Here is a 22,321-nt window from a genome sequence, read left to right as displayed (position 1 = left end):
ATGCGCGTCGTCTTCATGGGCACGCCCGATTTCGCCGCGCCGCTGCTCGAGCACATCGTCGCCGACGGGCATGAGGTCGTCGCCGTCTACACGCGCGCGCCGGCGCCGGCCGGGCGCGGCATGGCGCTGAAGCCTTCGCCGGTTCATCGGCTCGCCGAGCGCCTGTCGCTGCCCGTCTTCACGCCGAACAGCTTCAAGAACGAGGAGACGCTGCGCGTCTTCGCCTCGCATCGCGCCGATGTCGCCGTGGTGGCGGCCTATGGGCTCATTCTGCCGCAGGCGGCGCTCGACGCGCCGCGCTTCGGCTGCCTCAATCTCCATGGCTCGCTGCTGCCGCGCTGGCGCGGCGCGGCGCCGATTCAGCGCGCGGTGATGGCGGGCGACGCCGAGAGCGGCGTCATGGTGATGAAGATGGAGGCCGGGCTCGACACCGGCCCCGTCGCGGCGACGGCGCGCGTTCCGATCGGCCCGGACACCACCTGCGGGGAGCTGCATGACGCGCTCGCCGCAGCCGGCGCCGAGCAGATGCCGAAGGCGTTGCGCGACCTCGAGCGCGGTGCGCTCGTCTTCACGCCGCAGCCGGAGCAGGGCGTCACTTATGCGCAGAAGATCGACAAGGGCGAGGGGCGGATCGACTGGCGCCGGCCGGCGCGCGCGATCCATGATCTCGTGCGCGGGCTGTCGCCCTTTCCGGGGGCGTTCTTCGAGAGCGATCTCGGCCATGGCGTCGAGCGCGTGAAGGTGTTGCGCACGAAGCTGGAAGAGGGGAGAGGCGCGCCGGGCGAAGCGCTCGACGATCGCGGCCTCGTCGCCTGCGGCGAAGGCGCGTTGCGGCTCATCGAGCTGCAGCGCGGCGGCAAGGCGCCTATGCCCATAGATGAATTTTTGCGCGGCCGCCCGTTGCCGCGCGGCAAAGCGCTCACATAGCGGGGCTTCTCAGATTCTATGGGGGGCGCATCACCCTCCCCTTCAGGGGGAGGGTCGGCCGGCCATAGCCCGGCGCTTGCGACGGGCGTTCTTTCAGAACGCCCTATGGCCGGACGGGGTGGGGTTTCACGGCAAAAACTCGGGGAGCCCCCCTCCCGAGCGCCTTCGGCGCAGGGCCTCCCCCCTCTAGGGGGAGGTGGGCACGCGCGTCTCATTGAAGCTCGACGCGCCGGAGCCGAGCGTCCGCGCTCGGCTCCGGCGTGCGCGTCAGCGGATCACATAAGGCAGCAGGCCGAGGAAGCGGGCGCGCTTGATGGCCTGGGCCAGCTCACGCTGCTTCTTGGCGGAGACGGCGGTGATGCGCGAGGGCACGATCTTGCCGCGCTCGGAAATGTAGCGCGATAGCAGGCGCGTGTCCTTATAGTCGATCTTCGGCGCATTGGCGCCCGAGAAGGGGCAGCTCTTGCGGCGGCGGAAAAAAGGCCGACGGGCGGGCGTGGACATCAGAAGCTCTCCCCTTCGGCGCGCGGCTCGTCACGGCGGGGACGGCGCTCTCCGCGCTCTCCGCCTCGGTCGGGACGCGGGCCGCCGCGGCGCTCGCCGCGATCATCGTCGTCGCGCTTGCGCAGCTGGGCCGACGGGCCCTCCTCCAGCGCGTCGACGCGCAGGGTGAGGAAGCGCAGCACGTCCTCGCTGAGGCCCTGCTGGCGCTCCACCTCGGCCAAGGCGGCCGGCGGCGCGTCGATGTTGAGCAAAGTGAAATGCGCCTTGCGGTTCTTCTTGATCCGATAGGCGAGCGACTTCACGCCCCAATATTCGGTCTTGGACACCTTGCCGCCGAGCGAGGCGATGATGGTCTTGAACTGACCCGTCAGAGCTTCCACCTGCTGGGGCGAAACATCCTGGCGGGCGAGATAGATGTGCTCGTAGAGAGCCATTCGTCTTGCCTTTCCGTTGCTCGCGAGCCGCTCCGGCGCAGAGCCCTTCGAGCCTTGCGGAAAGGCTCGAGCGGGAAGTTCGAAGGCGGAGACACGGGAAGACGGGCTTTGCCGGCCCTGCCTCGGGCATATGCCGAAGCCTTCCGTTCAGCCCCCGGCCGGAAGCGTCGCGAAGGCTGCTTTATAGCGGCGCCCGTGCGCGATGCAAGCGCCGTCAGACCCTGGCCGGAGCGGCGCCGCCTGCCCGCCCGCCGAGCGCGGAGAGAAGAACCGCGATGATCCCGGCGAGAAAAATGCCGTCGAACACGCCGGCTCCGCCGATGGACAGCACGGGCGCGCCGATGCCCTGGAGCTGGCCGAAATTGAGCAGATCGGCGCCGATCAGCGTGCCGAGGCTGCCGCTCACATAGGCGAGCGGGGGGGCGAGCTCGCGCGACATCAGGAAGGCGACGAGAGCGGCGACGAGGGGCGGCGCGAAAATCGGCACCACAATGCCGACGCCCTCGACCGGGCGCGCCAAATAATGCACGACGGCGGCCACGATCGCCGTCGCCAGCACGCCGAGGCCCCACATTCGATTGCGCGAGAGCAGATAGAACGACAGCGCCGCGGGAATGATCGCGCCGCCGACATTGACGGCGATGATCGTTCCCGGCCAGTCGGGCTCGACCGGGAGTACATAGCGCGTTCCGAAGAAGTCGATGACCTCGCGCGTGCGGACGGTCTCCTCCGGCAGCTGCGCCACGGGAATGTTCACATAGCTGCCGAGGAGCGAGCCGATCAGCGCCAGCATGGCGCCGCCCGGACCGAGCCCGATGCGCTGATAGGCGTAGCGGAGCAGGCCCAGCTGGATGAGCACGAAGAGGGCCAGCAGCGCGCCGACAAAGATCGCATAGGCGATCGGCGGGAGCGGGAAATAATGCAAATGGCTCGCGTGCATGACGAGGCCTCGGCGAAAAGGCTCGCCGCCGGCTCTCCCGGCGACGCCTTCTCATCTAGGGCGCGGGGCGCTGAACGCGATGCGCGCCCTCCCCCCGTCAGGCGCCCGACGCCTCCGGCTCGGCCTCGGGTGCGACCTCCGCATGCTTGGAATGATCGGCCGCGAGCACGAGATAGACCGCCGGCAGCACGAACAGGGTGAACAGCGTGCCGATCGACAGGCCCGAGGCGATGACGAGGCCCATATTGTAGCGCGACGCGGCGCCGGCGCCGGTCGCCATGATGAGCGGAAACACGCCCAGAACCATCGCCGCCGTGGTCATGAGGATGGGACGCAGGCGGATCGAGGTCGCCTCGATGATCGCCTCATATTTCGTCTTGCCGCCGTGCTGCCGCTCATTGGCGAATTCGACGATGAGAATGCCGTGCTTGCTGATGAGGCCCATCAGCGTCACCAGGCCGACCTGCGTGTAGATGTTGATGCTCGCCCCGCCGAAGCCGAGCATGATGAAGACGAGCGCGCCGGCGATCGACATGGGCACGGAGACGAGAATGATGAGCGGATCGCGGAAGCTCTCGAATTGCGCCGCGAGCGCCAGGAAGATGATGATCAGCGCGAAGCCGAAGGTCGCCGCGAAGCCGCTCGACTCCTGCACGAATTGCCGCGAGGCGCCGGCGTAGTCGATCGTGTAGGCCGGCGGCAGCGTCTGGGTCGCGACCTCCTTCAGCGTCTCCAGCGCCTCGCCGGTGATGACGCCCGGCGCCGCGACGCCGGAGATGGTGAAGGAATTGATCTGCTGGAAGTGGTTGAGCGACTCCGGAACCACCATCGTCTGGAATCTCGCCACCGTCGACAAGGGCACCGACGAGCCGTCGGCAGTCTTGATGTAATAGTTCAAGATCTGATCCGGATTGAGCCGGAACTGTTGCGCCATCTGCGGGATGACCTTGTACGAGCGTCCGTCGAGCCCGAAATATTGCGTGTAGCCGCCGCTGAGGCCCGTGGTGAGCGCGCCGCCGACGTCGACCATGCGGAGGCCCAGCTGCGCGGTCTTCTCGCGGTCGATGACGAGCGACATCTGCGGCTGATCGATCTTCAGATCCGTGTCGAGGAATATGAATTTTCCGGTCGCCAGCGCTTTGGACAGGAACTCGCGCGAGATGTCGTTCATCTTGTCGAATGTGTCGGTGCTCTGCACCACGAATTGAATCGGCAGACCATTCGAGCCGGGCAACGGCGGCGGCTGGAAGGTGACGAGACGCTGTCCCGGCACTGCATCCGAGAACTCCTGCTGCAGCGTCTGCTGGAGCTGCTCGGCGCTGATCTTGCGCTGATCGGCCGGCGTCAGGACGATGCCTCCGAAGATGAGGCCGGGCGTGACGATCTGGAAGGAGCTCGTCATCTCCGGATGCTTGGCGAACGTCTTGTAGACCTGATCGCCGTAGAAGAGCTTTTGTTGCAGCGTGGCGTTGGGCGCGGATGTCGATTGCGCGAAGACGACGCCTTGGTCCTCGTTCGGCGCCAGCTCGTTCATCGCATTCGAATAAAGCCAGAAGATGCTCGCGAGCACGAGGCCGCCGAAGGTGAGCGTCACCGGCACGAAATGGAGGGAGCGCTCGAGCAGGCGCTGATAGCGCTCCTTGATCCCGTCCATTTTGGCGTCGATGAAGGCGACGATCTTCGTCTCCAGCGTCTTTTCTCCCGGTCGCGGCGCCTTCAACACCAGCGCGCAGCTGACCGGCGACAGGGTGAGCGCGATGATCGCCGAAACCGTCACCGAGCCGGCGAGAGTGAAGGCGAATTCGACGAAGAGCGCGCCGGTGAGGCCGCCCTGGAAGCCGATCGGCACATAGACGGCGATCAGCACGATGGTCATGGCGATGATCGGTCCGGCGAGCTCGCGCGCCGCCTGCAAGGCCGCGTCGAAGGGCTTCATGCCGTCGGCGAGATGGCGATTGACGTTTTCGACGACGATGATGGCGTCGTCGACGACGAGGCCGATCGCCAGGACCAGCGCCAGCAGGGTGAGCAGATTGATCGAGAAGCCGAGCGCCAGCAGAATGGTGAAGGTGCCGACGAGCGACAGCGGAATCGCCACGATCGGAATCACCACCGAGCGCCAGGAGCCGAGGAACATGAACACGACGCCGGTGACGATGAGTATGGCCTCGATCAGCGTATGGATCACCTCGTCGATCGAGCTGTTCACGAAATCGGTCGTGTCATAGACGATCTCGCTGTTCAGCCCTTGCGGCAGCGTTTTCCGAATGTCCGGATAGACGTCCTTGACGCCTTTGACGACGTCGAGGAGATTGGCGTTCGGCGCGACGAGAATGCCGATATAGACCGCCTTCTTGCCGTTGAACGCCACCGAGGACTCGTAATCCTCCGAGCCGAGCGTGACATTGGCGACGTCGCGCAGCTTCACATTGGCGCCGTTCACCTGCTTGACGACGAGATTGCGGAACTCCTCGAGCGAGTGCAGCGAGGTCGCCGCGGTGAGCGTGACCTGCACCATCTCGCCCTTGGTCGAGCCGAGGCCGGCGATATAGTCGTTGCCTTGCAGCGAAGCGGCGAGCTCGCTCGCGGTGAGGCCATAGGCGGCGAGCTTCACCGGATCGAGCCATGCTCGCAGCGCGAAGGTCTTGCCGCCGATGAGCTCCGCCGTCTGCACGCCCGGCACGGATTGCAGGCGCGGCTGGACGACGCGGATCAGATAATCGGTCACCTGGCTCGACGTCAGAATGTCGCTGCCGAAGCCGATATACATGGCGTCGGTCGTCTGTCCGATCTTCACCGTGAGGACCGGCCGTTGCACGGCCGAGGGCAGCTGGTTGAGCACCGAATCGATCTTGGTGCTGATCTCGGTCAGAGCCTTGCCGGAATCATAGTTGAGCCGCAGATTGGCGGTGATGGTGCTCGTGCCGACCTGGCTCGTGGAGGTGAGATAGTCGATGCCGTTCGCCTGCGCGATGGCGTTCTCGAGCGGCGTGGTGACGAAGCCGGCGACGGTCGCGGGATCGGCGCCGAAATAGGAGGTCGTCACGGTGACGACGGCGTTTTGCGTGCGCGGATATTGCAGCGTCGGCAAGGTGACGAGCGAGCGCAGGCCCAGCACCAGGATCAGCAGGCTCACCACGGAGGCGAGCACCGGGCGACGCACGAAAATGTCGGTGAAACGCATGTTCGCTGTCTCCGTTCACTGATCCACGGGCTTGGGATCGGCGTCGACGGGCGGCTGCGGCGCGTCGGAAATTTTCAGCGGCGAGCCGTTTCTGAGCTTCACCTGTCCGGCGGCGACGACGGTCGCGCCTTCTGGGACCCCCTCCAGCACGGCGACCTCGTCGCCGCGCGTCGCGCCGAGACGAACGAAAGCCTGCTGCGCCGTGAGGCCGGCGCCGGCCGGCGCCGTCTTGTCGTCCGCCGCGCCGCTCTTCTGCACCAAAAACACCGAATTGCCGAACGGCGCATAGACGATCGCCGTCTGCGGCAGAGTGATCCGCCGCTCGGATTGTCCGGTCACGATGTCGATTTGGGCGAACATTCCGGGCGTGAGCTTATGATCGGCGTTGGCGAGGCTCGCGCGCACCTGCACATTGCGGCTCGCCTGATCGACCTTGGAGTTGATCGCGATGATCTTGCCGGTGAATTTCTTACCCGGAAAAGCGTCGACATTGGCGTCGATCGGCTGGCCGACATCGACGCCGTTCAGCGCCTGCTGCGGCAAGGTGAAATCGAGGAAGATCGGATCGAGCGCCTGCAGCGTCACGATGACCGAGCCGGCGCCGATATATTGGCCGAGATCGACGCCGCGAATGCCGAGCCGGCCGGCGAAGGGCGCGCGCAAGGTCTTCTGCGCGATGACCGCCTCCTGCTGCGCGACCTGCGCCTCGGCGCTCTTGAGGTTGGCGACGTCGGTGTCGACGGTCGCCTGGCTCGTCGCATGCAGCTTCAGCTGGGATTGATCGCGGCGCAGAGTGATGCCGGCGAGCTCGGCCGAGGCCTGCAGCGAGGCGAGCCGCGTCGTATCCGTGTCCTTGCGCAGCTCGAGGAGCAGCTGTCCTTCCGCGACCTGCTCGCCCGATTGGAAATGGATCTTCTCCACTATGCCCGCGACCTCGAGCGAGAGATCGGCGCCGTTGACGGCGCGGAATGTGCCGACCGCGGTCTGCTTCGGCCGCCAGTCCTGAAACGCGGCCGTGGTCACTGAAACGGTCTGCGGCGGATTGGCCATGCCGGCGAGGAACTGCTTGATCATGGCCGAGCGAAAGGCGACGAAGCCATAGAGAAGGCCGAAGACGACAGCGACGATCGCCAGCATGATCGCCATCGGCTTCGCCCTGAAGCCGCGGCGATCACGCGAAGAAGAAATCGAATCAGCGAGCATTGCGATGTTTCTCCGCTTCCGCCCGGACCGCCGCGGCGATCGGGGACAGGGCAATGGGATCGGTGGGCTTGGGCGCCGAGGCGGGCGTCTCGTCGATGCGGTTCCACCAGCCGCCGCCGAGCGACTGAAACAGCGCCGCCGTATCGGCGAAGCGCGCCGCCTGCGCCCGCACGCGGGCGAGACGCGCGTTGAGCAGCGTCTGCTCGGCGTTGAGAACGATCGAGTAATTGGTCGCGCCGACGGAATATTGGATGCGCGCGATCTCGAGGCTCTTGGCCGCCGTTTTTTCCGCCGCGACTTGCGCGCGCAATGTGGCGGCGTCATGAGCGACAGCCTGCAGCGCGTCGGCGACATTTTGCACCGCGGAGATGACGGTGGCGCGATATTGCGCCGCCGATTGGTCCAGCGCCGCGACCTTGGCCTCGCGCTGGTGGAACAGCGTCCCTGCGTCGAACACTTGCGCCGAGGCTTGCGCCGCCAGCGTGTAGACCATGGTCTGCGGCGTCAGCAGCTGCGCGAAATCAGCGCCCGTGGTTCCGCCCGACGCCGAAAGCGTGAATTGCGGCAGCATGTTCGCCGTGGCGACGCCGACCTGCGCGCTCGCCTGATGCAGCTGGCTCTCGGCTGCGAGCACGTCCGGGCGCTGGCGCACCAGCGCGACCGGAAGGCTGACCGGCAGCTCGCGCGGAAGCTTCAGATTGGCGATGTCGACCGCCTCGCCTTTGTCGCCGTTGGGGAAGCGGCCGAGATAGGCCATCAGCAGATTGCGATTTTGCGCGCGCGCCTTCTCGAGCGGCGGCAGCGTGGCCTCGGCCTGCGCCAGCAGCGTGCGCTCGGACAGGACGTCCGCCTGGCTCACCGCGCCGAGCTCGAATCGCTTCTCCAGCAGCCCCAGCTGCGCGCGATAGGCCGCGATCAATTCGCGCGTGACCTTGATCTGGGCGGCGTAGGACCCGTCGGAGATCGCCGCCGTCACGACATTGGCGGTCAGCGCGAGATAGGTCGCCTCGAGCTGGAACCGCTGATATTCGGCCGCCGCCTCGTCGCTCTCCACCGTGCGCTGCGTCTTGCCGAAGACGTCCGGCGTGAAGGACACCGACACATTGGAGTTGTGCAGCGAGTAGAGCAGCAGAGAGCTGGAGGAGCCGCCGAGACCGCCATATTGCGCCGTCGACGTCTGGCTGCGGGTGAAGCTGTGGCCGAGGGCGGCGCTCGGAAAGAACGATCCGCGATCCGCCTCGATGGTTTCCCGCGCCTGCCGCAGAGCCGCTTCGGCCGCGGCGATGTTCGGATGATTCGCGACCGCTTCCTCGACCAGAGCGGAGAGCCGCGGCGAACGGAACAGCGCCCACCATTGGCCGGGCGTGTCGCGGCCGTGGGCCAGCCTCTGCGAGGCTCCGCCGGCCGTCGGGGCGGATTGGGTCGTGGACGCGATCGCTCCATATCCGGCCGCCGCCGGAGCCGGCGGGGGGACGAAATCGGGTCCGACCGCGCAGCCCGTGAGCGTCACCGCCGTCAGGGCGCCGACGGCGCCCGCGCGTACCGCCTGCGGGAGCCTGCGATCGGGGGAGGAAGAGCCGGCGCGCGTCGGAACAATCATTGCACGGCCGGCGAATTTGCTGCAGGGCACGGTGAGTCGCCTCGTGACGCAAAATAAAACTGAACCGTTCAGTTCTGTCGCCCATTATGTTAACCTGCGGCTCGTGTGTCAATGCTGAAACCGGGCCGCCGGGCGCGAAGTCCCTGCTTTTTCCGAGCGGCGCGGCTCCCCCGGCGCGGGACGGAGCGGCGATCGGCCGCCCCGAGGGTTATGAAAAAGCGGAGAGACGTCCTAGAGTGATGCAGCGGAGATTGGATCAGTCGCTATGACATCAGAGGCAATAACGCCAGCGTCGGAGCCGGCGGAGGAGCACGTTCCTGGCCGCAAGGAATGCCAAATCCTTTCGGCTGCGCGCGCGCAATTCCTGGAGCAGGGATTTTCGGACACCAGCATGGACGCCATTGCGCGCCGCGCGGGCGTGTCCAAGGCGACGCTCTACGCCTATTTTCCCAGCAAGGAGGCGCTGTTCAGCCATCTGATCCAGGCGGAATGCCGGGAAAAATGCGTGACGCTGCCGTCTCCCGATCTCGACGAAGGCATCGGGCCGGCGCTGCACGCGCTCTGTAGCCACTTCGTTCGACATTTCCTCACCAAGGAGTCGACGGCCTTTTTTCAGACCGTATCGGGCGAGCGGTGGCGCTTCCCCGATCTCTGCCAGCTCTACTTCAGGAGCGGCCGTCAACTCGTCGTCGATTTCGTCGCGGCTTATCTCGAGGAGGCCAAGGCCAAGGGGCTTCTCGCTTTCGAGGACGCCGATCTCGCCGCCGACCAGCTGATCAATCTGGTGCTGCTCGACATGCCGTTCCGCGTCGCGCTCGGTCTCGAGCTGCGCGATCAGGAGGAGGCCGAGCGAGTCATGGAGGCCGGCCTGGCCGTCTTCTTCAAAGCCTATGGCGTGGCCGAAGCGGCGACGACCTAGTCTAGTGGCGTGATTCGGTCGATTTGACAGGGTGAAAGGGCGAGCCTGAAGGCTCGTGGTCCAAGCGCGGCCCCTGGACCGCGAGCTTTCAGGCTCGCTCTCGAAGCCCATCAAATTCGATGAAGCAGACCACTGGCGCTTTCCCGCGTTGCGCCGTCCTTGTCTCTCCGGCGCGAAGAATGCGACCCGCGGAACGATCCGCCTGAAGCTGTTGAAGATCGGCGCGCAGGTGAAGATCAGCGCGGTCATGCCCGGAAAGGCGCCTCCTGAAGAAGTGGGGCGAGACGGCGCGTCTCGAACGGTTTTTCCTCGAGCGCTTCCGCCACCGGAAGAGCGGGCGCGCGGCCCTTGCCGCTGTCGCGATGAAATCGGTCATTGAAATGCCTCCCCGTGCAGGATGGCGTGAGAGGCGAGCCGGCGCCAGCGCAGCGCGTGCGCCTGTGGAACGGCGTCTGTGAACAGCGTCTTGACCCGCTCCGGCTTCTCTCCTAACATTCCGTCCTGCATTTCTCGAAGGAGCGGAGCCGTGGGCGGCATTCTTCTCGTAAGACGGGCGCTGGGGACGGATCGGGGCTGACCCGAGCTTCCGCCGCCGGCGCTTATCCGAGGCCCTTCGAGGGCCTTTTTTGTTGCCCGCGCCTCGGCGCGACTTTGATGAGCCGATCGGAGTAACGAGCATGGCCAAGCATATGACCGGAGCGGAAATGATCGTCGAAGCCCTGAAGGATCAGGGCGTCGAGATTATCTTCGGCTATCCCGGCGGCGCCGTGCTTCCGATCTATGACGTGCTCTTCCATCAGGACAAGGTGCAGCACATTCTCGTGCGCCACGAGCAGGGCGCGGCTCATGCCGCCGAGGGCTATGCCCGCTCCTCCGGCAAGGTGGGCGTGCTGCTCGTCACCTCGGGCCCCGGCGCCACCAACACCATCACCGGCCTCACCGACGCGCTGATGGATTCCATTCCGCTGGTCTGCATCACCGGCCAGGTGCCGACGCATCTCATCGGCTCCGACGCTTTTCAGGAGTGCGACACGGTCGGCATCACCCGCCACTGCACCAAGCATAATTATCTGGTGAAGAATGTGGAGGATCTGCCGCGGGTGCTGCACGAGGCGTTCTATGTCGCCTCGAGCGGACGGCCTGGCCCCGTGGTCATCGACATTCCGAAGGATGTGCAGTTCGCCACCGGGACCTATACGGGACCGCGCAACGTCCATCACAAGACCTATCAGCCCAAGCTCGAGCCCGACGCCGACGCCATTCGCCGCGCCGTGAAGATGATGGCCGCCGCCAAGCGGCCGATCTTCTACACCGGCGGCGGCGTCATCAATTCGGGGCCCGCGGCCTCGACGCTGCTGCGCGAATTGGTCTCGCTCACCGGATTTCCGATCACCTCGACGCTGATGGGCCTCGGCGCCTATCCGGGCTCGGGCCCCAATTGGCTGGGCATGCTCGGCATGCATGGCACTTTCGAGGCCAATAACGCGATGCACGACTGCGATCTGATGATCGCCGTCGGCGCGCGCTTCGACGATCGCATCACCGGGCGGCTCGACGCCTTCTCGCCCGGCTCGAAGAAGATCCACATCGACATCGACCGCTCCTCGATCAACAAGAATGTGAAGATCGATCTGCCGATCGTCGGCGATTGCGGCCATGTGCTCGAGAGCCTCGTGCGCGTCTGGCGCGCGGAGGCGATGCATGCGGAGAAGCAGCCGCTCGACGCCTGGTGGAAGAAGGTCGACGAATGGCGCGAGCGCAAGTCGCTCGCCTTCCGCAACTCCGACAAGGTGATCAAGCCGCAATATGCGGTGCAGCGGCTCTATGCGCTCACCAAGGATCGCGATCCCTACATCACGACCGAGGTCGGCCAGCATCAGATGTGGGCCGCGCAGCATTATCACTTCGACGAGCCCAATCGCTGGATGACATCGGGCGGGCTCGGCACCATGGGCTATGGCCTGCCGGCGGCGATCGGCGCGCAGCTCGCGCATCCGAAGTCGCTGGTCGTCGACATCGCCGGCGAGGCCTCGATCCTGATGAATATTCAGGAGATGTCGACGGCGATCCAATATCGGCTGCCGGTGAAGGCGTTCATCCTCAACAATGAATATATGGGCATGGTGCGCCAGTGGCAGGAGCTGCTGCACGGCGGGCGCTACTCGCACTCCTATTCGGAGGCGCTGCCCGATTTCGTCAAGCTCGCCGAAGCCTTCGGCGGAAAGGGAATCCGCTGCTCCGATCCGGCCGATCTCGATCGCGCGATTCAAGAGATGATCGATTACGACGGGCCGGTGATCTTCGACTGTCTCGTCGAGAAAAACGAGAATTGCTTCCCGATGATCCCGTCGGGCAAGGCGCATAACGACATGCTGCTCGCCGATCTCGGCGACGACGCAGGGCTCGAGCTCGGCTCGATCATCGACGAGAAGGGCAAGATGCTGGTGTGAGACGAGCGAATAGCGAGTAGCGAATAGCGAATAGAGCCGCTCCGCTTTCGACTATTCGCTATTCGCTATTCGCTACTCGCTGGAAAGCAAACCCATGAACGCTCCCCTCTCTCCTCCCTCGCCCTATTCCTCGCCGTCGGCGCGGTCCAATGTCGAGACGCATACGCTCTCGGTATTGGTCGACAATGAGCCGGGCGTTCTGGCGCGCGTCGTCGGCCTGTTCTCGGGGCGCGGCTATAATATCGAGAGCCTGACGGTCGCCGAGGTCGCCCATGCCGAGCATCTCTCGCGCATCACCGTGGTGACCTCCGGCACGCCGGAGACGATCGAGCAGATCCAGCACCAGCTCGAGCGCCTCGTGCCGGTGCACACGGTCACAGATCTCACCGTCTCGGCCCGCTCGCTCGAGCGCGAGCTCGCCATGGTCAAGGTGCGCGGCAAGGGCGAGAACCGCACCGCCGCCTTGCAGATCGCCGACGCTTTTCGCGCCCGCGTCGTCGACGCGACGGCCGAGAGCTTCATCTTCGAGCTGACCGGCAAGCCGAACAAGATCGACGAATTCGTCGACCTGATGCGCCCGATCGGTCTCGTCGAGGTCTCGCGCACCGGCGTCGCGGCGATTTCGCGCGGGCCGGAGCCGATTTGAGGCGACCCGCGGGTCACGAGATCTGGAGCGCCCCGCTTGCTTTTCGCGCGTCTTTCCCCTTATAAGCTCCGCTTCCGAACCGCCCGGCCAGTGATGGGCTGCCGTGGCGGTTCTTTTCGCTCGCGCGGAACAGGCGCCGATCTTCGGCGCGACACAACCGGGCGCAACGCCCGAGGAGAGCAAAATGCCCAAGCTGAAGACCAAGTCCGGCGCCAAGAAGCGCTTCAAGATCACCGGCACAGGCAAGGTGGTCTACGCGCAGAAGGGCAAGCGCCACGGTATGATCAAGCGAACCAACAAGCAGATCCGCAATCTGCGCGGGACGTCCGTCCTGTTCAAGACGGATGGCGACAACGTCAAGAAATACTTCCTGCCGAACGGCTGAACCGTTCACGCCCCGCACTCAAGGTTTCTGAAAGGATCGCACCATGGCTCGCGTCAAGCGCGGCGTCACGTCCCACGCCAAGCACAAGAAGACCCTCGACGCCGCGAAAGGCTTCTACGGCCGCCGCAAGAACACCATCCGCGCCGCCAAGGCGGCCGTCGACCGCTCGATGCAATATGCGACGCGCGACCGCAAGGCGAAGAAGCGCGTGTTCCGCGCCCTGTGGATCCAGCGCCTCAACGGCGCCGTGCGTGAGTTCGGCCTCACCTACAGCCGCTTCATCGACGGCCTGACCAAGGCCGGCGTCATCATCGACCGCAAGGTTCTCTCCGAGCTCGCCATCAGCCAGCCGGAGGCGTTCAAGGCGCTGGTCGAGAAGGCGAAATCGGCGCTGCCGCAGGGCGCCTGAGGCGTTCACGCTCCGCCCGAAAGAGTTCGAAACCCGCCGCGCCCCGGCGGGTTTTTTCTCGCCTCGTGCTATTTTTTCTCGGCGCGTCCTATTTGAAGCGCTGCGCAGCTTTCGATTCGAGGTTCGCCATGGGTGATTATGATGTGCTCGTCATCGGCGGCGGGCCCGGCGGCTATGTCGCCGCCATTCGCGCCGCCCAGCTCGGGCTGAAGACGGCGGTCGTCGAGCGCGAGCATCTCGGCGGCGTCTGCCTCAATTGGGGATGCATTCCGACCAAGGCGCTGCTGCGCGCCGCCGATATTTATCGTTATGCGACGCATGCGAAGGACTTCGGCCTGACCATTTCCGGCGAGATTTCCTACGATCCGAAGGCGCTGGTGAAGCGCTCGCGCGATGTCGCCGCGCGGCTGAACGCCGGCGTCGATTTTCTGATGCGCAAGAACAAGGTCGATGTGATCTGGGGCGAGGCGCGCCTCGCCGCTGCCGGCGAAGTCAGCGTGTCCGCGCCGCCCTCCTTCGGGGCCCGCGCGCAATTCGCAAAGCCCAAGGCCGCGCTCGGCGAAGGGACTTATCGGGGCCGGCATATCCTCATTGCGACGGGGGCGCGGCCGCGCGTGCTGCCCGGCCTCGAGCCGGACGGACGGCTGATCTGGACCTATTTCGAGGCGCTGGCGCCGCAGGTTCTGCCGAAATCGCTGCTCGTCGTCGGCGCCGGCGCGATCGGGGTCGAATTCGCCTCCTTCTATCGCACCTTCGGCGCCGAGGTGACGATCGTCGAGGCGCTGCCGCAAATCCTGCCGGCGGAAGATGCGGAGATCGCCGCCTTCGCGCGCAAATCCTTCGAGAAGCAGGGCGTGACGATCGCGACGAGCGCGAAAGTGGCGAAGCTCGAGAAGCAGGGGGAGGGCGTCGTCGCGACCATCGTCGCCGACGGCAAGGGCGAGAGTCGGATCGAGGCCGAGCGCGTCATCTCCGCTGTCGGCGTCGTTCCCAATAGCGAAAACCTCGGGCTCGAGGCGCTCGGCGTTGCGCTGGAGCGCGGCGTCGTGAAGGTCGACGGCCTGATGCGGACCAATGTGCAGGGGATCTACGCCATCGGCGACGTCGCCGGCCCGCCCATGCTGGCGCATAAGGCCGAGCATGAGGGCGTCGTCTGCGTGGAGGCGATCGCCGGGCTGTCGCCGCATCCGATCGAGCGGACGCGCATTCCCGCCTGCACCTATTGCCATCCGCAGATCGCTTCGGTCGGCCTGACCGAAGCGGCGGCGAAGGCGGCCGGACACGAAGCGAAGATCGGGCGCTTTCCCTATCTCGGCAATGGCAAGGCCATTGCGATGGGCGAGACCGAGGGGCTCGTCAAGACGATCTTCGACGCGAGGAGCGGGCGCCTGCTCGGCGCGCATCTCGTCGGCGCGGAGGTCACCGAGCTGATCCAGGGCTTCGTGATCGCCATGAATCTCGAGACGACCGAGGCGGAGCTGATGGAGACGATCTTCCCGCATCCGACCTTGTCGGAGACCATGCACGAGAGCGCGCTCGACGCTTTTGGCCGCGCGCTGCATATCTAGAGGAAGCGAGCCTTCAGGTTCGCTTAAAAAAACGTGATCGCGCGCTATGGCGCATCCGCGCGCAGGCTCGCGACGGGCGTCGGGCTGCGACGATCCTCGTCTCGCAGAACCTCCGCGATCGTCTGCATGAGCGAAGGGTTTTCCGCCTCCCAAAGGCGCAGCGCCGCGCGATCCGCCGCGAGCCGCTGCGGCTGCGTCGTCGTCGTGAGCGGAGCGCCGAAGTCCCAATCCGCACGTGCAGGAGAGCGCTCGAGCAGGCGCTGCATGATCCGGTCGCCGACGACGGGCTTGGGATGCAGCAGCTCGAAAAACACAGGCGAGCGCGCCATCGGGCCGCCCGGCGCGAAGACCGCGCGCGCGATCTCGTCCAGCTCGCTGAAATCGAAGGCGCGCACAGGCGCGCCTTCGCCTTCGCCCGCCGCGGCGATGATTTCGGCGAGACGCCGCTTCCATTGTTCGAGACGCGGCTGCAGGCCGGCGAGGTCGAATAGCGCGCGCCGCGCGACATGGGTCGGCATGAGGACGACGTCGACCGCGACGCCGCGCTCATGCGCCCGCCGGATCGCCGCTTCCATGCGCGCGAAGCGCTGCGCTCCTGTGGTCGCGAAACGATCCTCGGGCTGGAACATGTAGCGCGGAAACCAGTCGCGCAGCGTCGGAAGCGCGGCCGAGTCGCGGCCATTGTCGAGAGTTCCGGGGGACTGGCGCTCGTAATGGTAGAAGCCGTTCACATCGATGTAGAAGGCCTGTCCGCCGAAGATCGCCGCGAGCGACTTGCGCAACGCCTCATAGGTCAGCGCATGGCGGACGAAGGCGCCTGCCGGCCGCGCGCCGGAAAATCCCGATTGCGCGAAGTCGCCGCCGCCTTCGGATTCGCGAAAGAACTCCTCGAAATCGACATTCCAGACGATACGCGCGACGGACGGCCCGTGATCCAGCGCATAGCCGAGCACGAGCGCGGCCTCGTCCGATTGCGAGCCGTTGAGGCCGGCGTTGTAGGCGCGCAATCCGGCGAGGCTTGCCGACGCCGGATCGAAGCCGAAGGCGACGCGCGAGGAGCCGACGAAGAGAATGTCGAGCGGCTGCTTGATCGCGGCGATCTCGAGCGCCTTGATCACGCGATCGCCGCTCGTCGTCAGGCGCAGGTTCTGCGGAACCGGGATCGCGGTGAGGCGCGTGCCGAACAGCGCGAACACATCGGTCGCCAGCACGAGGACCAGCAGAGCGACGAGAAAGCCGAGGCCGCAAGCGGTCGTGGCGATGAGCCATCGGCGCATGGCGACGGCCTCGGTCGCGGCCGGAGCGGCGACGCTTCGACGATGATGAGCGAGTGCTGTCATTTCAAAACTGGAAATAGAGAAATTCGGACGTCTGCCACGAGAAGAGCTCCACGGCGACCGCGCCGAGCCCGAGAAAGGCGGCCCAGCCGAGGGACGGGGAAAAGGCGATGGGGATCTGCCGCCAGATCGGGGCCGGCGCCGCGCCGACCGTCGGCTCGTAGCGGCGCATGATCTGCTGCGTGTTCGGCAGAACGGCGCAGGCGAGCAGCAGCGCCGCCGCGGCGGCGAGGGCTCCCGGCGCCTCCAGGCCGGCCGCCTCCAGGACGGAGCCGGCGCCGTGCAAGCCGTTCAGGCCCGTCATGCCTTCGAGAATATTCGCGGCCTCGCCGAGGCTCGCGGCGCGAAAGGGGACCAGGGCGACGACGACGGCGAGCAGAGTGAGCAGCCAGCCGGCCACCGGCGGAAGGCGCAGACGCCCCCAATTCGTCCAGGCGTGCGCGATCAGCAGATAGACGCCGTGCAGGCCGCCCCAGAGGATGAAAGTATAGCCCGCTCCATGCCACAATCCGCCGAGCAGCATGGTCGTCATGAGATTGAAGCTGTGCCGCGCCGCGCCCTGGCGGGAGCCGCCGAGCGGAATATAGACATAGTCGCGCAGAAAGCGGGACAAGGTCATGTGCCAGCGCCGCCAGAACTCGCCGATGGAGGTGGCGGCGTAAGGGCTGGCGAAATTGGCGGGCAGGCGCAGTCCGAACAGGCGCGCGAGGCCGATCGCCATATCGCTGTAGCCGGAAAAATCGAAATAGAGCTGCACCGAAAAGCAGAGCGCCGCCTGCCATCCGAGGATGAAGCCGATCGGCCCGTCGTGGGCGGCGGCGAACGCCGGCGAGGAGTAGGGCGCGAGCTGGTCGGCGACGACCACTTTCTTGATCAGGCCGATCAGAAACATCGCCGCCCCGATCGCGAGGCTCTCCCATTCCGCGGCGCTCGCCGCCTCGCTCGCCGCGCGCCGGCTCGGCGCGAAGCGCGAGAATTGCGGCATCACCTCCGCGTGATGCACGATCGGTCCGGCGATCAGCTGCGGGAAGAAGAAGACGAAGAGCGCGAAATCCGCGAAGCGGCCCGTGGCCGCCTTGCCGGCGTAGATGTCGGCGAGATAGGCGATCTTCTGAAAGGTGAAGAAGGAGATGCCGAGCGGCAGGACGATATGCAGGAGCGCGAATTGCGTTCCGGCGACGTCATTGACGGAGGAGATCAGGAAGTCGGCATATTTGAAATAGCCGAGCAGGGCCAGATTGCCGGCGAGGCCGACGAGGAAGACGGCGCGGCGAAGGCGTCCCCGCACCCGCTCGACGCTCCGCGCCAGCGCGAAATTGATCGTCGTCGAGGCGAGGAGGACGAGGAGAAAGCTCGGGCTCCACCAGCCATAAAAGACGAAGGACGCGGCCGTCAGCCACAGCGCGCAGGCGTCGTTGCCGGCCTCCCGCCGCAGCAGGAGGAAGCCGCACAGAACGACCGGAAGAAAGCCGAATAGAAAAACCGGCGAAGTGAAGAGCATTCGAAAAGGGCTCGGCGGACGAATGGGCGTTGGGTAGCATGGCTCCCGTCGACCGTCGACTTGTGGCCGGCCCCGAGGCAGGGCTGGTCCGGGGTGGGGTTTCACGGCAACGGGGAGCACCCCTCCCGAGCGCCTCGTCACTGGGAAGAATGCATGGCAAAGACGCTGTTTCTCCCAGGCGCCGGCGGCGCCGCCTCATTCTGGAAGCCGGTGGCCGATCGCCTCGAATCGAATGGCGAGTTCTTTTCCTGGCCGGGGCTCGGAAACGAGCCGCCCGAGGCCGGAGCGGCCGGCCTCGATGATCTCGTTGCAAAGGTGCTGGATCGCATGAGCGAGCCGGTCGACATCGTCGCTCAATCGATGGGCGGGTTCATCGCCCTCGCGGCGGCGCTGGCGGCTCCCGAAAAGGTCGAGCGCCTCGTCTTGACCGTCACATCGGGCGGCCTGCCCGTCGCCGATCTCGGCGGCGCCGACTGGCGGGCAGATTATTTCCGCGCCTTCCCCCGCGCGGCGAAATGGATCGCCGAGCCGGTCGAGGACCTCTCCGCGCGCCTGCCTTCGATCGCCGCGCCGACGCTCTTGCTCTGGGGCGACCGCGATCCGATCAGCCCGGTGGCCGTGGGCGAGCGGCTGCGCGCGCTGCTCCCCGATGCGCGCCTTCACGTCATCCCCGGCGCAGGCCATGACGCCGCCATCACCCATGCCGACATCGTCGCGAGCCTGATCGCGCGGCATTTGACGAGAGCGCCCTAAAGTCGCGCCGCGCCGCGAGCCGGCCTCACCGCTGCGCGGTCTCCCAATAGGGCGACGCGCCATAATGCGCGTGAATGCGGGTCTCCCATTCACGATCCTTCCAGCTGTCCGCGTCGAACTCCGGCGCTTTCTCCAGCTGCTCGGCCGTGACGTCGCTCGTATAGCGGCGCTTGTCCTCGTCGTAGCAGAGCGCGTTCCACGGCACGGCGTGATGGCCCGGCCGCAGGCACATGAAGCCGCAGAAGTTCACCACGGCGTAGCGCGCGCGTCCGGTTTCCGGATCGATCATCAAGTGATCGATCTCGCCGATTTCCTTGCCCTGCGAGTCATAGACTGTCGCGCCGACGATATGTTCGCTCGATATCAGCCCGAGATTGCGATCTGCGCTCGCCATGTCGACCTCCTTCGCGTCATCGCCTCCCTGTGCCGAAAAACGCTTTGCTCGTTTGAAAAGTTGCGCCGTATCGAAGACTTGGGCCAGTTTTTGCGCGGCGCTCGTCACAGGCGCGCCGCGCCGATGGCGATGGTCAGCACAGCGAGCGGCGCGCCGATCCGGAAATAGGCCCAAAAGCCGATGGCGACGCCCGCGGCTCGCGCGCGCTCGACGACGATGAGATTGGCGACGGAGCCGACGAGAGTGAAATTGCCGGCGAGCGTCGTGGCCATGGCGACGACGAGCCAGGCGCGCTGCGGATCGGCGAGGCCGGCGACGAAAGGCTGGAGCACCAGCACCGCCGGCACATTGCTGACCAGATTGGAGAGCGCCGCGGCGACGGCGGCGAGGATCGGGCTCGAATCGAGATGGAGCCGTCCTAAGGCGGCGACGCGCTCGGGCGTGAGCACGGTCCGCTCGAGTCCGGTCACGACGATGAACAGCCCGACGAACATCAGCAGCAGCGGCCAGTCGATCTCGCGATAGATTTTATCGGCCTTCACATGGCGCGTCAGCAGCAGCAGCGAGCCGCCGACGATCGCGACCTTGGCCACAGGCTGGCCGGCGAAGAACAGAAGCATCATCGCGAGGGTGACGATCACAGATTTGGCGACGAGCAATGGCCGCGCCCGCGCCGGCGCCGGCAGAATGTGCGGCAAAGGCGCGCGTGTCAGAAATTCGCGCGGGTAGAGCGCCGCGAGACACGCGATCGTCGCGACGAGCCCCGCGGCGGCGACCGGCCAGAGCGCGGCGGCGAAGGCGCCATAGGGAATATGGGACAGTCCGCCGATGATCATGTTCTGCGGATTGCCGGTGATGGTGGCGACGCTGCCGATATTGGCGGCGAGCGGGATGGCGAGCAGATAGGGGACCGGATCGCGCTTCAGCCGGCGGACGAGATCGAGGACGAGCGGCGTCATCACCAGGCAGATGGCGTCATTGACGAGAAACGCCGAAAAGGCGCCGCAGATGAGGACGATCGCGGCGAGCAGCGACAGAGGGCGGCGCGCGCGCGAGACGACGACATTGCCGGCGAGGCGGAAGAAGCCGGACAGGCGCAGATTGGCGACGACGATCATCATGCCGAGCAGCAGCGTGATCGTGTCGAAATCCACGGCGCGATAGGCGTCCTCGAGCGGCAGCACGCCGACGCCCACCATGAGGCTCGCGCCGAGCAGCGCGGCGCCGGCGCGATCGAGCCGCAGCCCGGGCGCCGCCCCGGTCGCGATGACGAGATAGGTTCCCGCGAAGATCGCGACGGCGGCGATCGCCGTGCGGTCCGCCCAGAGGACGTCGAGCTCGCCGCCGCGCCATCCGCGCGCCGCGGCAATGGCGAGCGCGCCGATCGGCGTCAGAACGAGAGCGGCGAGCAGCGCTCCGCAGAAGACGAGCCCGAGGCCGGCGAGCGCCGCTCCGAAGCCTCGGGGGCGCCGTGCGGCGGAACTGTCCAGGGGCATGGCGCTCGGCCGCCCGAGGCGAGGGCGCGAGGATCTCCTCAGGGCAGGCAACGGGTCGCGGCCGTGACCCGTTTCAGTCTTGCGAAGGCGACGGCTGCGGGCATGGGCGGAGGATAGAACGACGCTCGTCGACAATCAAATCGCAAACCGACGCATCATGCTCGCCGGCGATGCGGCGCGCGCTAAATATCTCTTGCGGACCGAAGGTTCGCCCCGGCGCCGCGCGGCGGGCGCGCGCTCCAAGGAGCCTCCCATGCCCACCCCCCTCCTCGACGAGGACAAACGACGCAGCCGTGCGCGCAACCGGCGGCAGTCGACGCATAAGTTCGCCGCCGGCGACCATGTGGTCTGCAAGATCGGCGTGCTTTCGGAGCAGGCGCCGTCGGAAATTCTCCGTTTGCTGCCCGACGGCGGCGCGGGATTGCAATACCGCATTCGCGGCGAGCGCGACGGCGTCGAGCGCGTGGTGACGGAATCCGCGATTCTCGCGCGAGGATGAGCGTTCAGCGCTCCTGCGCGTCGGGCTGGCGGAGCAGCTCGTCGAAATAGGCGATGGTGCGAACGAGCCCCTCGCGCAGCGCGATGGTCGGCGCCCAGCCGAGCAGCTGCTCGGCGTTGCCGATGTCCGGCCGCCGCTGCTTGGGGTCGTCGGCCGGCAGCGGCTCGAACACCAGCGGCGAGCGCGAGCCGGTGAGATCGATCACCGTCTCGGCGAGCTGGCGGATGGTGAACTCGGTCGGATTGCCGATGTTGATCGGGCCGGTGACCGTGTCCGGCGCATCCATCAGCGCGATGAAGCCGCCGATGAGGTCGTCCACATAGCAGAAGGAGCGCGTCTGCTGACCCTCGCCATAAATGGTGATCGGCCGGTTCTGCAGCGCCTGCACGATGAAGTTGGAGACGACGCGTCCGTCCTTCGGATGCATGCGCGGACCATAGGTGTTGAAGATCCGCGCCACTTTGATCTTGAGGCGGTGCTGGCGATGATAGTCGAAGAACAAGGTCTCGGCGCAGCGCTTGCCCTCGTCATAGCAGGCGCGCGGCCCCAGCGGATTGACGTGGCCCCAATAGGATTCGGGCTGCGGATGCACGGTCGGGTCGCCGTAGACTTCCGAGGTGGAAGCCTGGAAGACTTTCACCTTCAGCCGCTTGGCGAGGCCGAGCATGTTGATCGCGCCGATCACGCTCGTCTTCGTCGTCTGGACGGGATCGAACTGATAATGGATCGGCGAGGCCGGGCAGGCGAGATTATAGATCTCGTCCACCTCGACGAAGAGCGGAATCGTGATGTCGTGCCGCAGCAGCTCGAACTTGCGGTCGTCGAACAGCCGCTCGATATTGCGGCGTCGGCCGGTGAAGAAATTATCGACGCAGAGCACCTCGTGCCCTCTGTCGAGGAGACGCTCGCAAAGATGGGATCCGAGGAAGCCCGCTCCGCCCGTCACCAAAATCCTGCGACTTTCCATCTACCGCCTCTGACTGTCGAAAAGGGAATAAGGCGTAAGCGCGCATCTCGCCGCGTGGCCCGGAAACGCTTCGTTCACGTTGTGATAACAGACGAGGCCGGGAGCCGCAATCGCGAGGCCTCCGGAGCCAGGGCTCCGAATTCGGGTTAACGAGCAGAGAGTTTTCAGCGTCATGGCCGCGCTTGTCGCGGCCATCCACGCCGTG

General features: G+C 66.1%; 20 protein-coding genes. 9 read left to right on the top strand and 11 right to left on the bottom strand.

Features of this window, described 5'->3' with window-relative positions; all coding sequences use genetic code 11:
* A complete protein-coding gene (gene fmt, locus K3F48_RS15380; protein ID WP_222576313.1) occupies positions 1-927 on the top strand; it encodes a methionyl-tRNA formyltransferase in 927 nt (308 codons plus the stop codon).
* A 267-nt stretch (positions 928-1,194) separates the two neighbouring features.
* Here the strand turns inward: fmt and rpsR are convergent, their stop codons facing one another.
* The 6 genes from rpsR to K3F48_RS15350 all read right to left on the bottom strand — a co-directional run bounded on the left by rpsR (position 1,195) and on the right by K3F48_RS15350 (position 8,792).
* Entirely contained in the window at positions 1,195-1,431 is a 237-nt protein-coding gene (gene rpsR, locus K3F48_RS15375; RefSeq protein ID WP_003608469.1) for a 30S ribosomal protein S18, read from the bottom strand.
* Positions 1,431-1,865 (bottom strand): 30S ribosomal protein S6, encoded by a 435-nt coding sequence (rpsF, locus tag K3F48_RS15370; protein WP_222576312.1) that lies wholly within the window; start codon positions 1,863-1,865, stop codon positions 1,431-1,433. The genes rpsR and rpsF overlap by 1 nt, the downstream gene beginning before the upstream one ends.
* 214 nt (positions 1,866-2,079) lie before the next feature.
* Positions 2,080-2,805, bottom strand: coding sequence for a DUF1614 domain-containing protein (locus K3F48_RS15365; protein ID WP_222576311.1), 726 nt, complete (start codon positions 2,803-2,805; stop codon positions 2,080-2,082).
* A 97-nt stretch (positions 2,806-2,902) separates the two neighbouring features.
* The gene (locus K3F48_RS15360) at positions 2,903-5,989 is read right to left on the bottom strand and encodes an efflux RND transporter permease subunit (RefSeq protein ID WP_222576310.1); all 3,087 of its coding nucleotides are present in this window, start codon (positions 5,987-5,989) and stop codon (positions 2,903-2,905) included.
* Between the two features lie 15 nt (positions 5,990-6,004).
* The gene (locus K3F48_RS15355; RefSeq protein ID WP_255609162.1) at positions 6,005-7,135 is read right to left on the bottom strand and encodes an efflux RND transporter periplasmic adaptor subunit; all 1,131 of its coding nucleotides are present in this window, start codon (positions 7,133-7,135) and stop codon (positions 6,005-6,007) included.
* 46 nt (positions 7,136-7,181) lie between these two features.
* Positions 7,182-8,792 carry an efflux transporter outer membrane subunit gene (locus K3F48_RS15350; protein WP_222576308.1) on the bottom strand — a complete coding sequence of 537 codons (1,611 nt, stop codon included), beginning with the start codon at positions 8,790-8,792 and terminating at the stop codon, positions 7,182-7,184.
* Positions 8,793-9,057: 265 nt separating this feature from the next.
* Here K3F48_RS15350 and K3F48_RS15345 point away from each other — a divergent pair, with 265 nt between their 5' ends.
* From K3F48_RS15345 to lpdA, 6 genes are all read left to right on the top strand, one after another.
* Positions 9,058-9,711, top strand: a complete 654-nt coding sequence (locus K3F48_RS15345) for a TetR/AcrR family transcriptional regulator (protein ID WP_222576307.1) — start codon at positions 9,058-9,060, stop codon at positions 9,709-9,711.
* A 677-nt stretch (positions 9,712-10,388) separates the two neighbouring features.
* Positions 10,389-12,161, top strand: coding sequence for an acetolactate synthase 3 large subunit (locus K3F48_RS15340; protein ID WP_222576306.1), 1,773 nt, complete (start codon positions 10,389-10,391; stop codon positions 12,159-12,161).
* A gap of 94 nt (positions 12,162-12,255) precedes the next feature.
* Complete coding sequence (ilvN, locus tag K3F48_RS15335; protein WP_222576305.1) at positions 12,256-12,807, top strand: acetolactate synthase small subunit; 552 nt, start codon at positions 12,256-12,258, stop codon at positions 12,805-12,807.
* A gap of 184 nt (positions 12,808-12,991) precedes the next feature.
* Positions 12,992-13,192 (top strand): 50S ribosomal protein L35, encoded by a 201-nt coding sequence (gene rpmI, locus K3F48_RS15330; protein WP_018264712.1) that lies wholly within the window; start codon positions 12,992-12,994, stop codon positions 13,190-13,192.
* Positions 13,193-13,235: 43 nt separating this feature from the next.
* Positions 13,236-13,601, top strand: a complete 366-nt coding sequence (gene rplT / locus K3F48_RS15325; RefSeq protein WP_222576304.1) for a 50S ribosomal protein L20 — start codon at positions 13,236-13,238, stop codon at positions 13,599-13,601.
* A 128-nt stretch (positions 13,602-13,729) separates the two neighbouring features.
* Positions 13,730-15,169, top strand: coding sequence for a dihydrolipoyl dehydrogenase (gene lpdA, locus K3F48_RS15320; RefSeq protein ID WP_222576303.1), 1,440 nt, complete (start codon positions 13,730-13,732; stop codon positions 15,167-15,169).
* A gap of 44 nt (positions 15,170-15,213) precedes the next feature.
* Here the strand turns inward: lpdA and K3F48_RS15315 are convergent, their stop codons facing one another.
* Both K3F48_RS15315 and K3F48_RS15310 read right to left on the bottom strand, forming a co-directional pair.
* Complete coding sequence (locus K3F48_RS15315) at positions 15,214-16,446, bottom strand: hypothetical protein (protein WP_222576302.1); 1,233 nt, start codon at positions 16,444-16,446, stop codon at positions 15,214-15,216.
* A 64-nt stretch (positions 16,447-16,510) separates the two neighbouring features.
* A complete protein-coding gene (locus tag K3F48_RS15310; protein WP_222576301.1) occupies positions 16,511-18,007 on the bottom strand; it encodes an MBOAT family protein in 1,497 nt (498 codons plus the stop codon).
* A 153-nt stretch (positions 18,008-18,160) separates the two neighbouring features.
* Here K3F48_RS15310 and K3F48_RS15305 point away from each other — a divergent pair, with 153 nt between their 5' ends.
* Positions 18,161-18,760, top strand: coding sequence for an alpha/beta fold hydrolase (locus tag K3F48_RS15305; RefSeq protein ID WP_222576300.1), 600 nt, complete (start codon positions 18,161-18,163; stop codon positions 18,758-18,760).
* 25 nt (positions 18,761-18,785) lie between these two features.
* On the opposite strand, the gene K3F48_RS15300 is transcribed toward K3F48_RS15305, so the two are convergent.
* Both K3F48_RS15300 and K3F48_RS15295 read right to left on the bottom strand, forming a co-directional pair.
* On the bottom strand, positions 18,786-19,154 hold the full coding sequence (locus K3F48_RS15300) for a PRC-barrel domain-containing protein (RefSeq protein WP_222576299.1): 369 nt from the start codon (positions 19,152-19,154) through the stop codon (positions 18,786-18,788).
* A gap of 104 nt (positions 19,155-19,258) precedes the next feature.
* On the bottom strand, positions 19,259-20,650 hold the full coding sequence (locus K3F48_RS15295; RefSeq protein ID WP_255609161.1) for an anion transporter: 1,392 nt from the start codon (positions 20,648-20,650) through the stop codon (positions 19,259-19,261).
* Positions 20,651-20,903: 253 nt separating this feature from the next.
* On the opposite strand from K3F48_RS15295, the gene K3F48_RS15290 reads away from it, so the two are divergent.
* The gene (locus tag K3F48_RS15290; RefSeq protein WP_222576298.1) at positions 20,904-21,149 is read left to right on the top strand and encodes a hypothetical protein; all 246 of its coding nucleotides are present in this window, start codon (positions 20,904-20,906) and stop codon (positions 21,147-21,149) included.
* A gap of 4 nt (positions 21,150-21,153) precedes the next feature.
* Here K3F48_RS15290 and K3F48_RS15285 read toward each other — a convergent pair whose 3' ends face one another.
* Positions 21,154-22,116 (bottom strand): UDP-glucuronic acid decarboxylase family protein, encoded by a 963-nt coding sequence (locus K3F48_RS15285; RefSeq protein ID WP_222576297.1) that lies wholly within the window; start codon positions 22,114-22,116, stop codon positions 21,154-21,156.
* Positions 22,117-22,321 lie beyond the last annotated feature (205 nt).

The organism is Methylosinus sp. Sm6 (assembly GCF_019802345.1).
GTDB lineage: Bacteria > Pseudomonadota > Alphaproteobacteria > Rhizobiales > Beijerinckiaceae > Methylosinus.
Note: the sequence above shows the minus strand (reverse complement) of the source record. Positions and strands in the feature narration are given on the sequence as shown.

Bases quoted from the DNA above. Each gene is read 5' to 3' on its own strand.
- K3F48_RS15315 (WP_222576302.1), bottom strand. From the start codon at position 16,446: ATGCGCCGATGGCTCATCGCCACGACCGCTTGCGGCCTCGGCTTTCTC.
- K3F48_RS15310 (WP_222576301.1), bottom strand. From the start codon at position 18,007: ATGCTCTTCACTTCGCCGGTTTTTCTATTCGGCTTTCTTCCGGTCGTT.
- K3F48_RS15305 (WP_222576300.1), top strand. From the start codon at position 18,161: ATGGCAAAGACGCTGTTTCTCCCAGGCGCCGGCGGCGCCGCCTCATTC.
- K3F48_RS15290 (WP_222576298.1), top strand. From the start codon at position 20,904: ATGCCCACCCCCCTCCTCGACGAGGACAAACGACGCAGCCGTGCGCGC.
- K3F48_RS15355 (WP_255609162.1), bottom strand. From the start codon at position 7,135: ATGGCGATCATGCTGGCGATCGTCGCTGTCGTCTTCGGCCTTCTCTAT.
- fmt (WP_222576313.1), top strand. From the start codon at position 1: ATGCGCGTCGTCTTCATGGGCACGCCCGATTTCGCCGCGCCGCTGCTC.
- rplT (WP_222576304.1), top strand. From the start codon at position 13,236: ATGGCTCGCGTCAAGCGCGGCGTCACGTCCCACGCCAAGCACAAGAAG.
- K3F48_RS15345 (WP_222576307.1), top strand. From the start codon at position 9,058: ATGACATCAGAGGCAATAACGCCAGCGTCGGAGCCGGCGGAGGAGCAC.
- K3F48_RS15360 (WP_222576310.1), bottom strand. From the start codon at position 5,989: ATGCGTTTCACCGACATTTTCGTGCGTCGCCCGGTGCTCGCCTCCGTG.
- K3F48_RS15365 (WP_222576311.1), bottom strand. From the start codon at position 2,805: ATGCACGCGAGCCATTTGCATTATTTCCCGCTCCCGCCGATCGCCTAT.
- K3F48_RS15340 (WP_222576306.1), top strand. From the start codon at position 10,389: ATGGCCAAGCATATGACCGGAGCGGAAATGATCGTCGAAGCCCTGAAG.
- K3F48_RS15285 (WP_222576297.1), bottom strand. From the start codon at position 22,116: ATGGAAAGTCGCAGGATTTTGGTGACGGGCGGAGCGGGCTTCCTCGGA.
- K3F48_RS15350 (WP_222576308.1), bottom strand. From the start codon at position 8,792: ATGATTGTTCCGACGCGCGCCGGCTCTTCCTCCCCCGATCGCAGGCTC.
- ilvN (WP_222576305.1), top strand. From the start codon at position 12,256: ATGAACGCTCCCCTCTCTCCTCCCTCGCCCTATTCCTCGCCGTCGGCG.
- K3F48_RS15300 (WP_222576299.1), bottom strand. From the start codon at position 19,154: ATGGCGAGCGCAGATCGCAATCTCGGGCTGATATCGAGCGAACATATC.
- rpsR (WP_003608469.1), bottom strand. From the start codon at position 1,431: ATGTCCACGCCCGCCCGTCGGCCTTTTTTCCGCCGCCGCAAGAGCTGC.
- lpdA (WP_222576303.1), top strand. From the start codon at position 13,730: ATGGGTGATTATGATGTGCTCGTCATCGGCGGCGGGCCCGGCGGCTAT.
- K3F48_RS15295 (WP_255609161.1), bottom strand. From the start codon at position 20,650: ATGCCCCTGGACAGTTCCGCCGCACGGCGCCCCCGAGGCTTCGGAGCG.
- rpmI (WP_018264712.1), top strand. From the start codon at position 12,992: ATGCCCAAGCTGAAGACCAAGTCCGGCGCCAAGAAGCGCTTCAAGATC.
- rpsF (WP_222576312.1), bottom strand. From the start codon at position 1,865: ATGGCTCTCTACGAGCACATCTATCTCGCCCGCCAGGATGTTTCGCCC.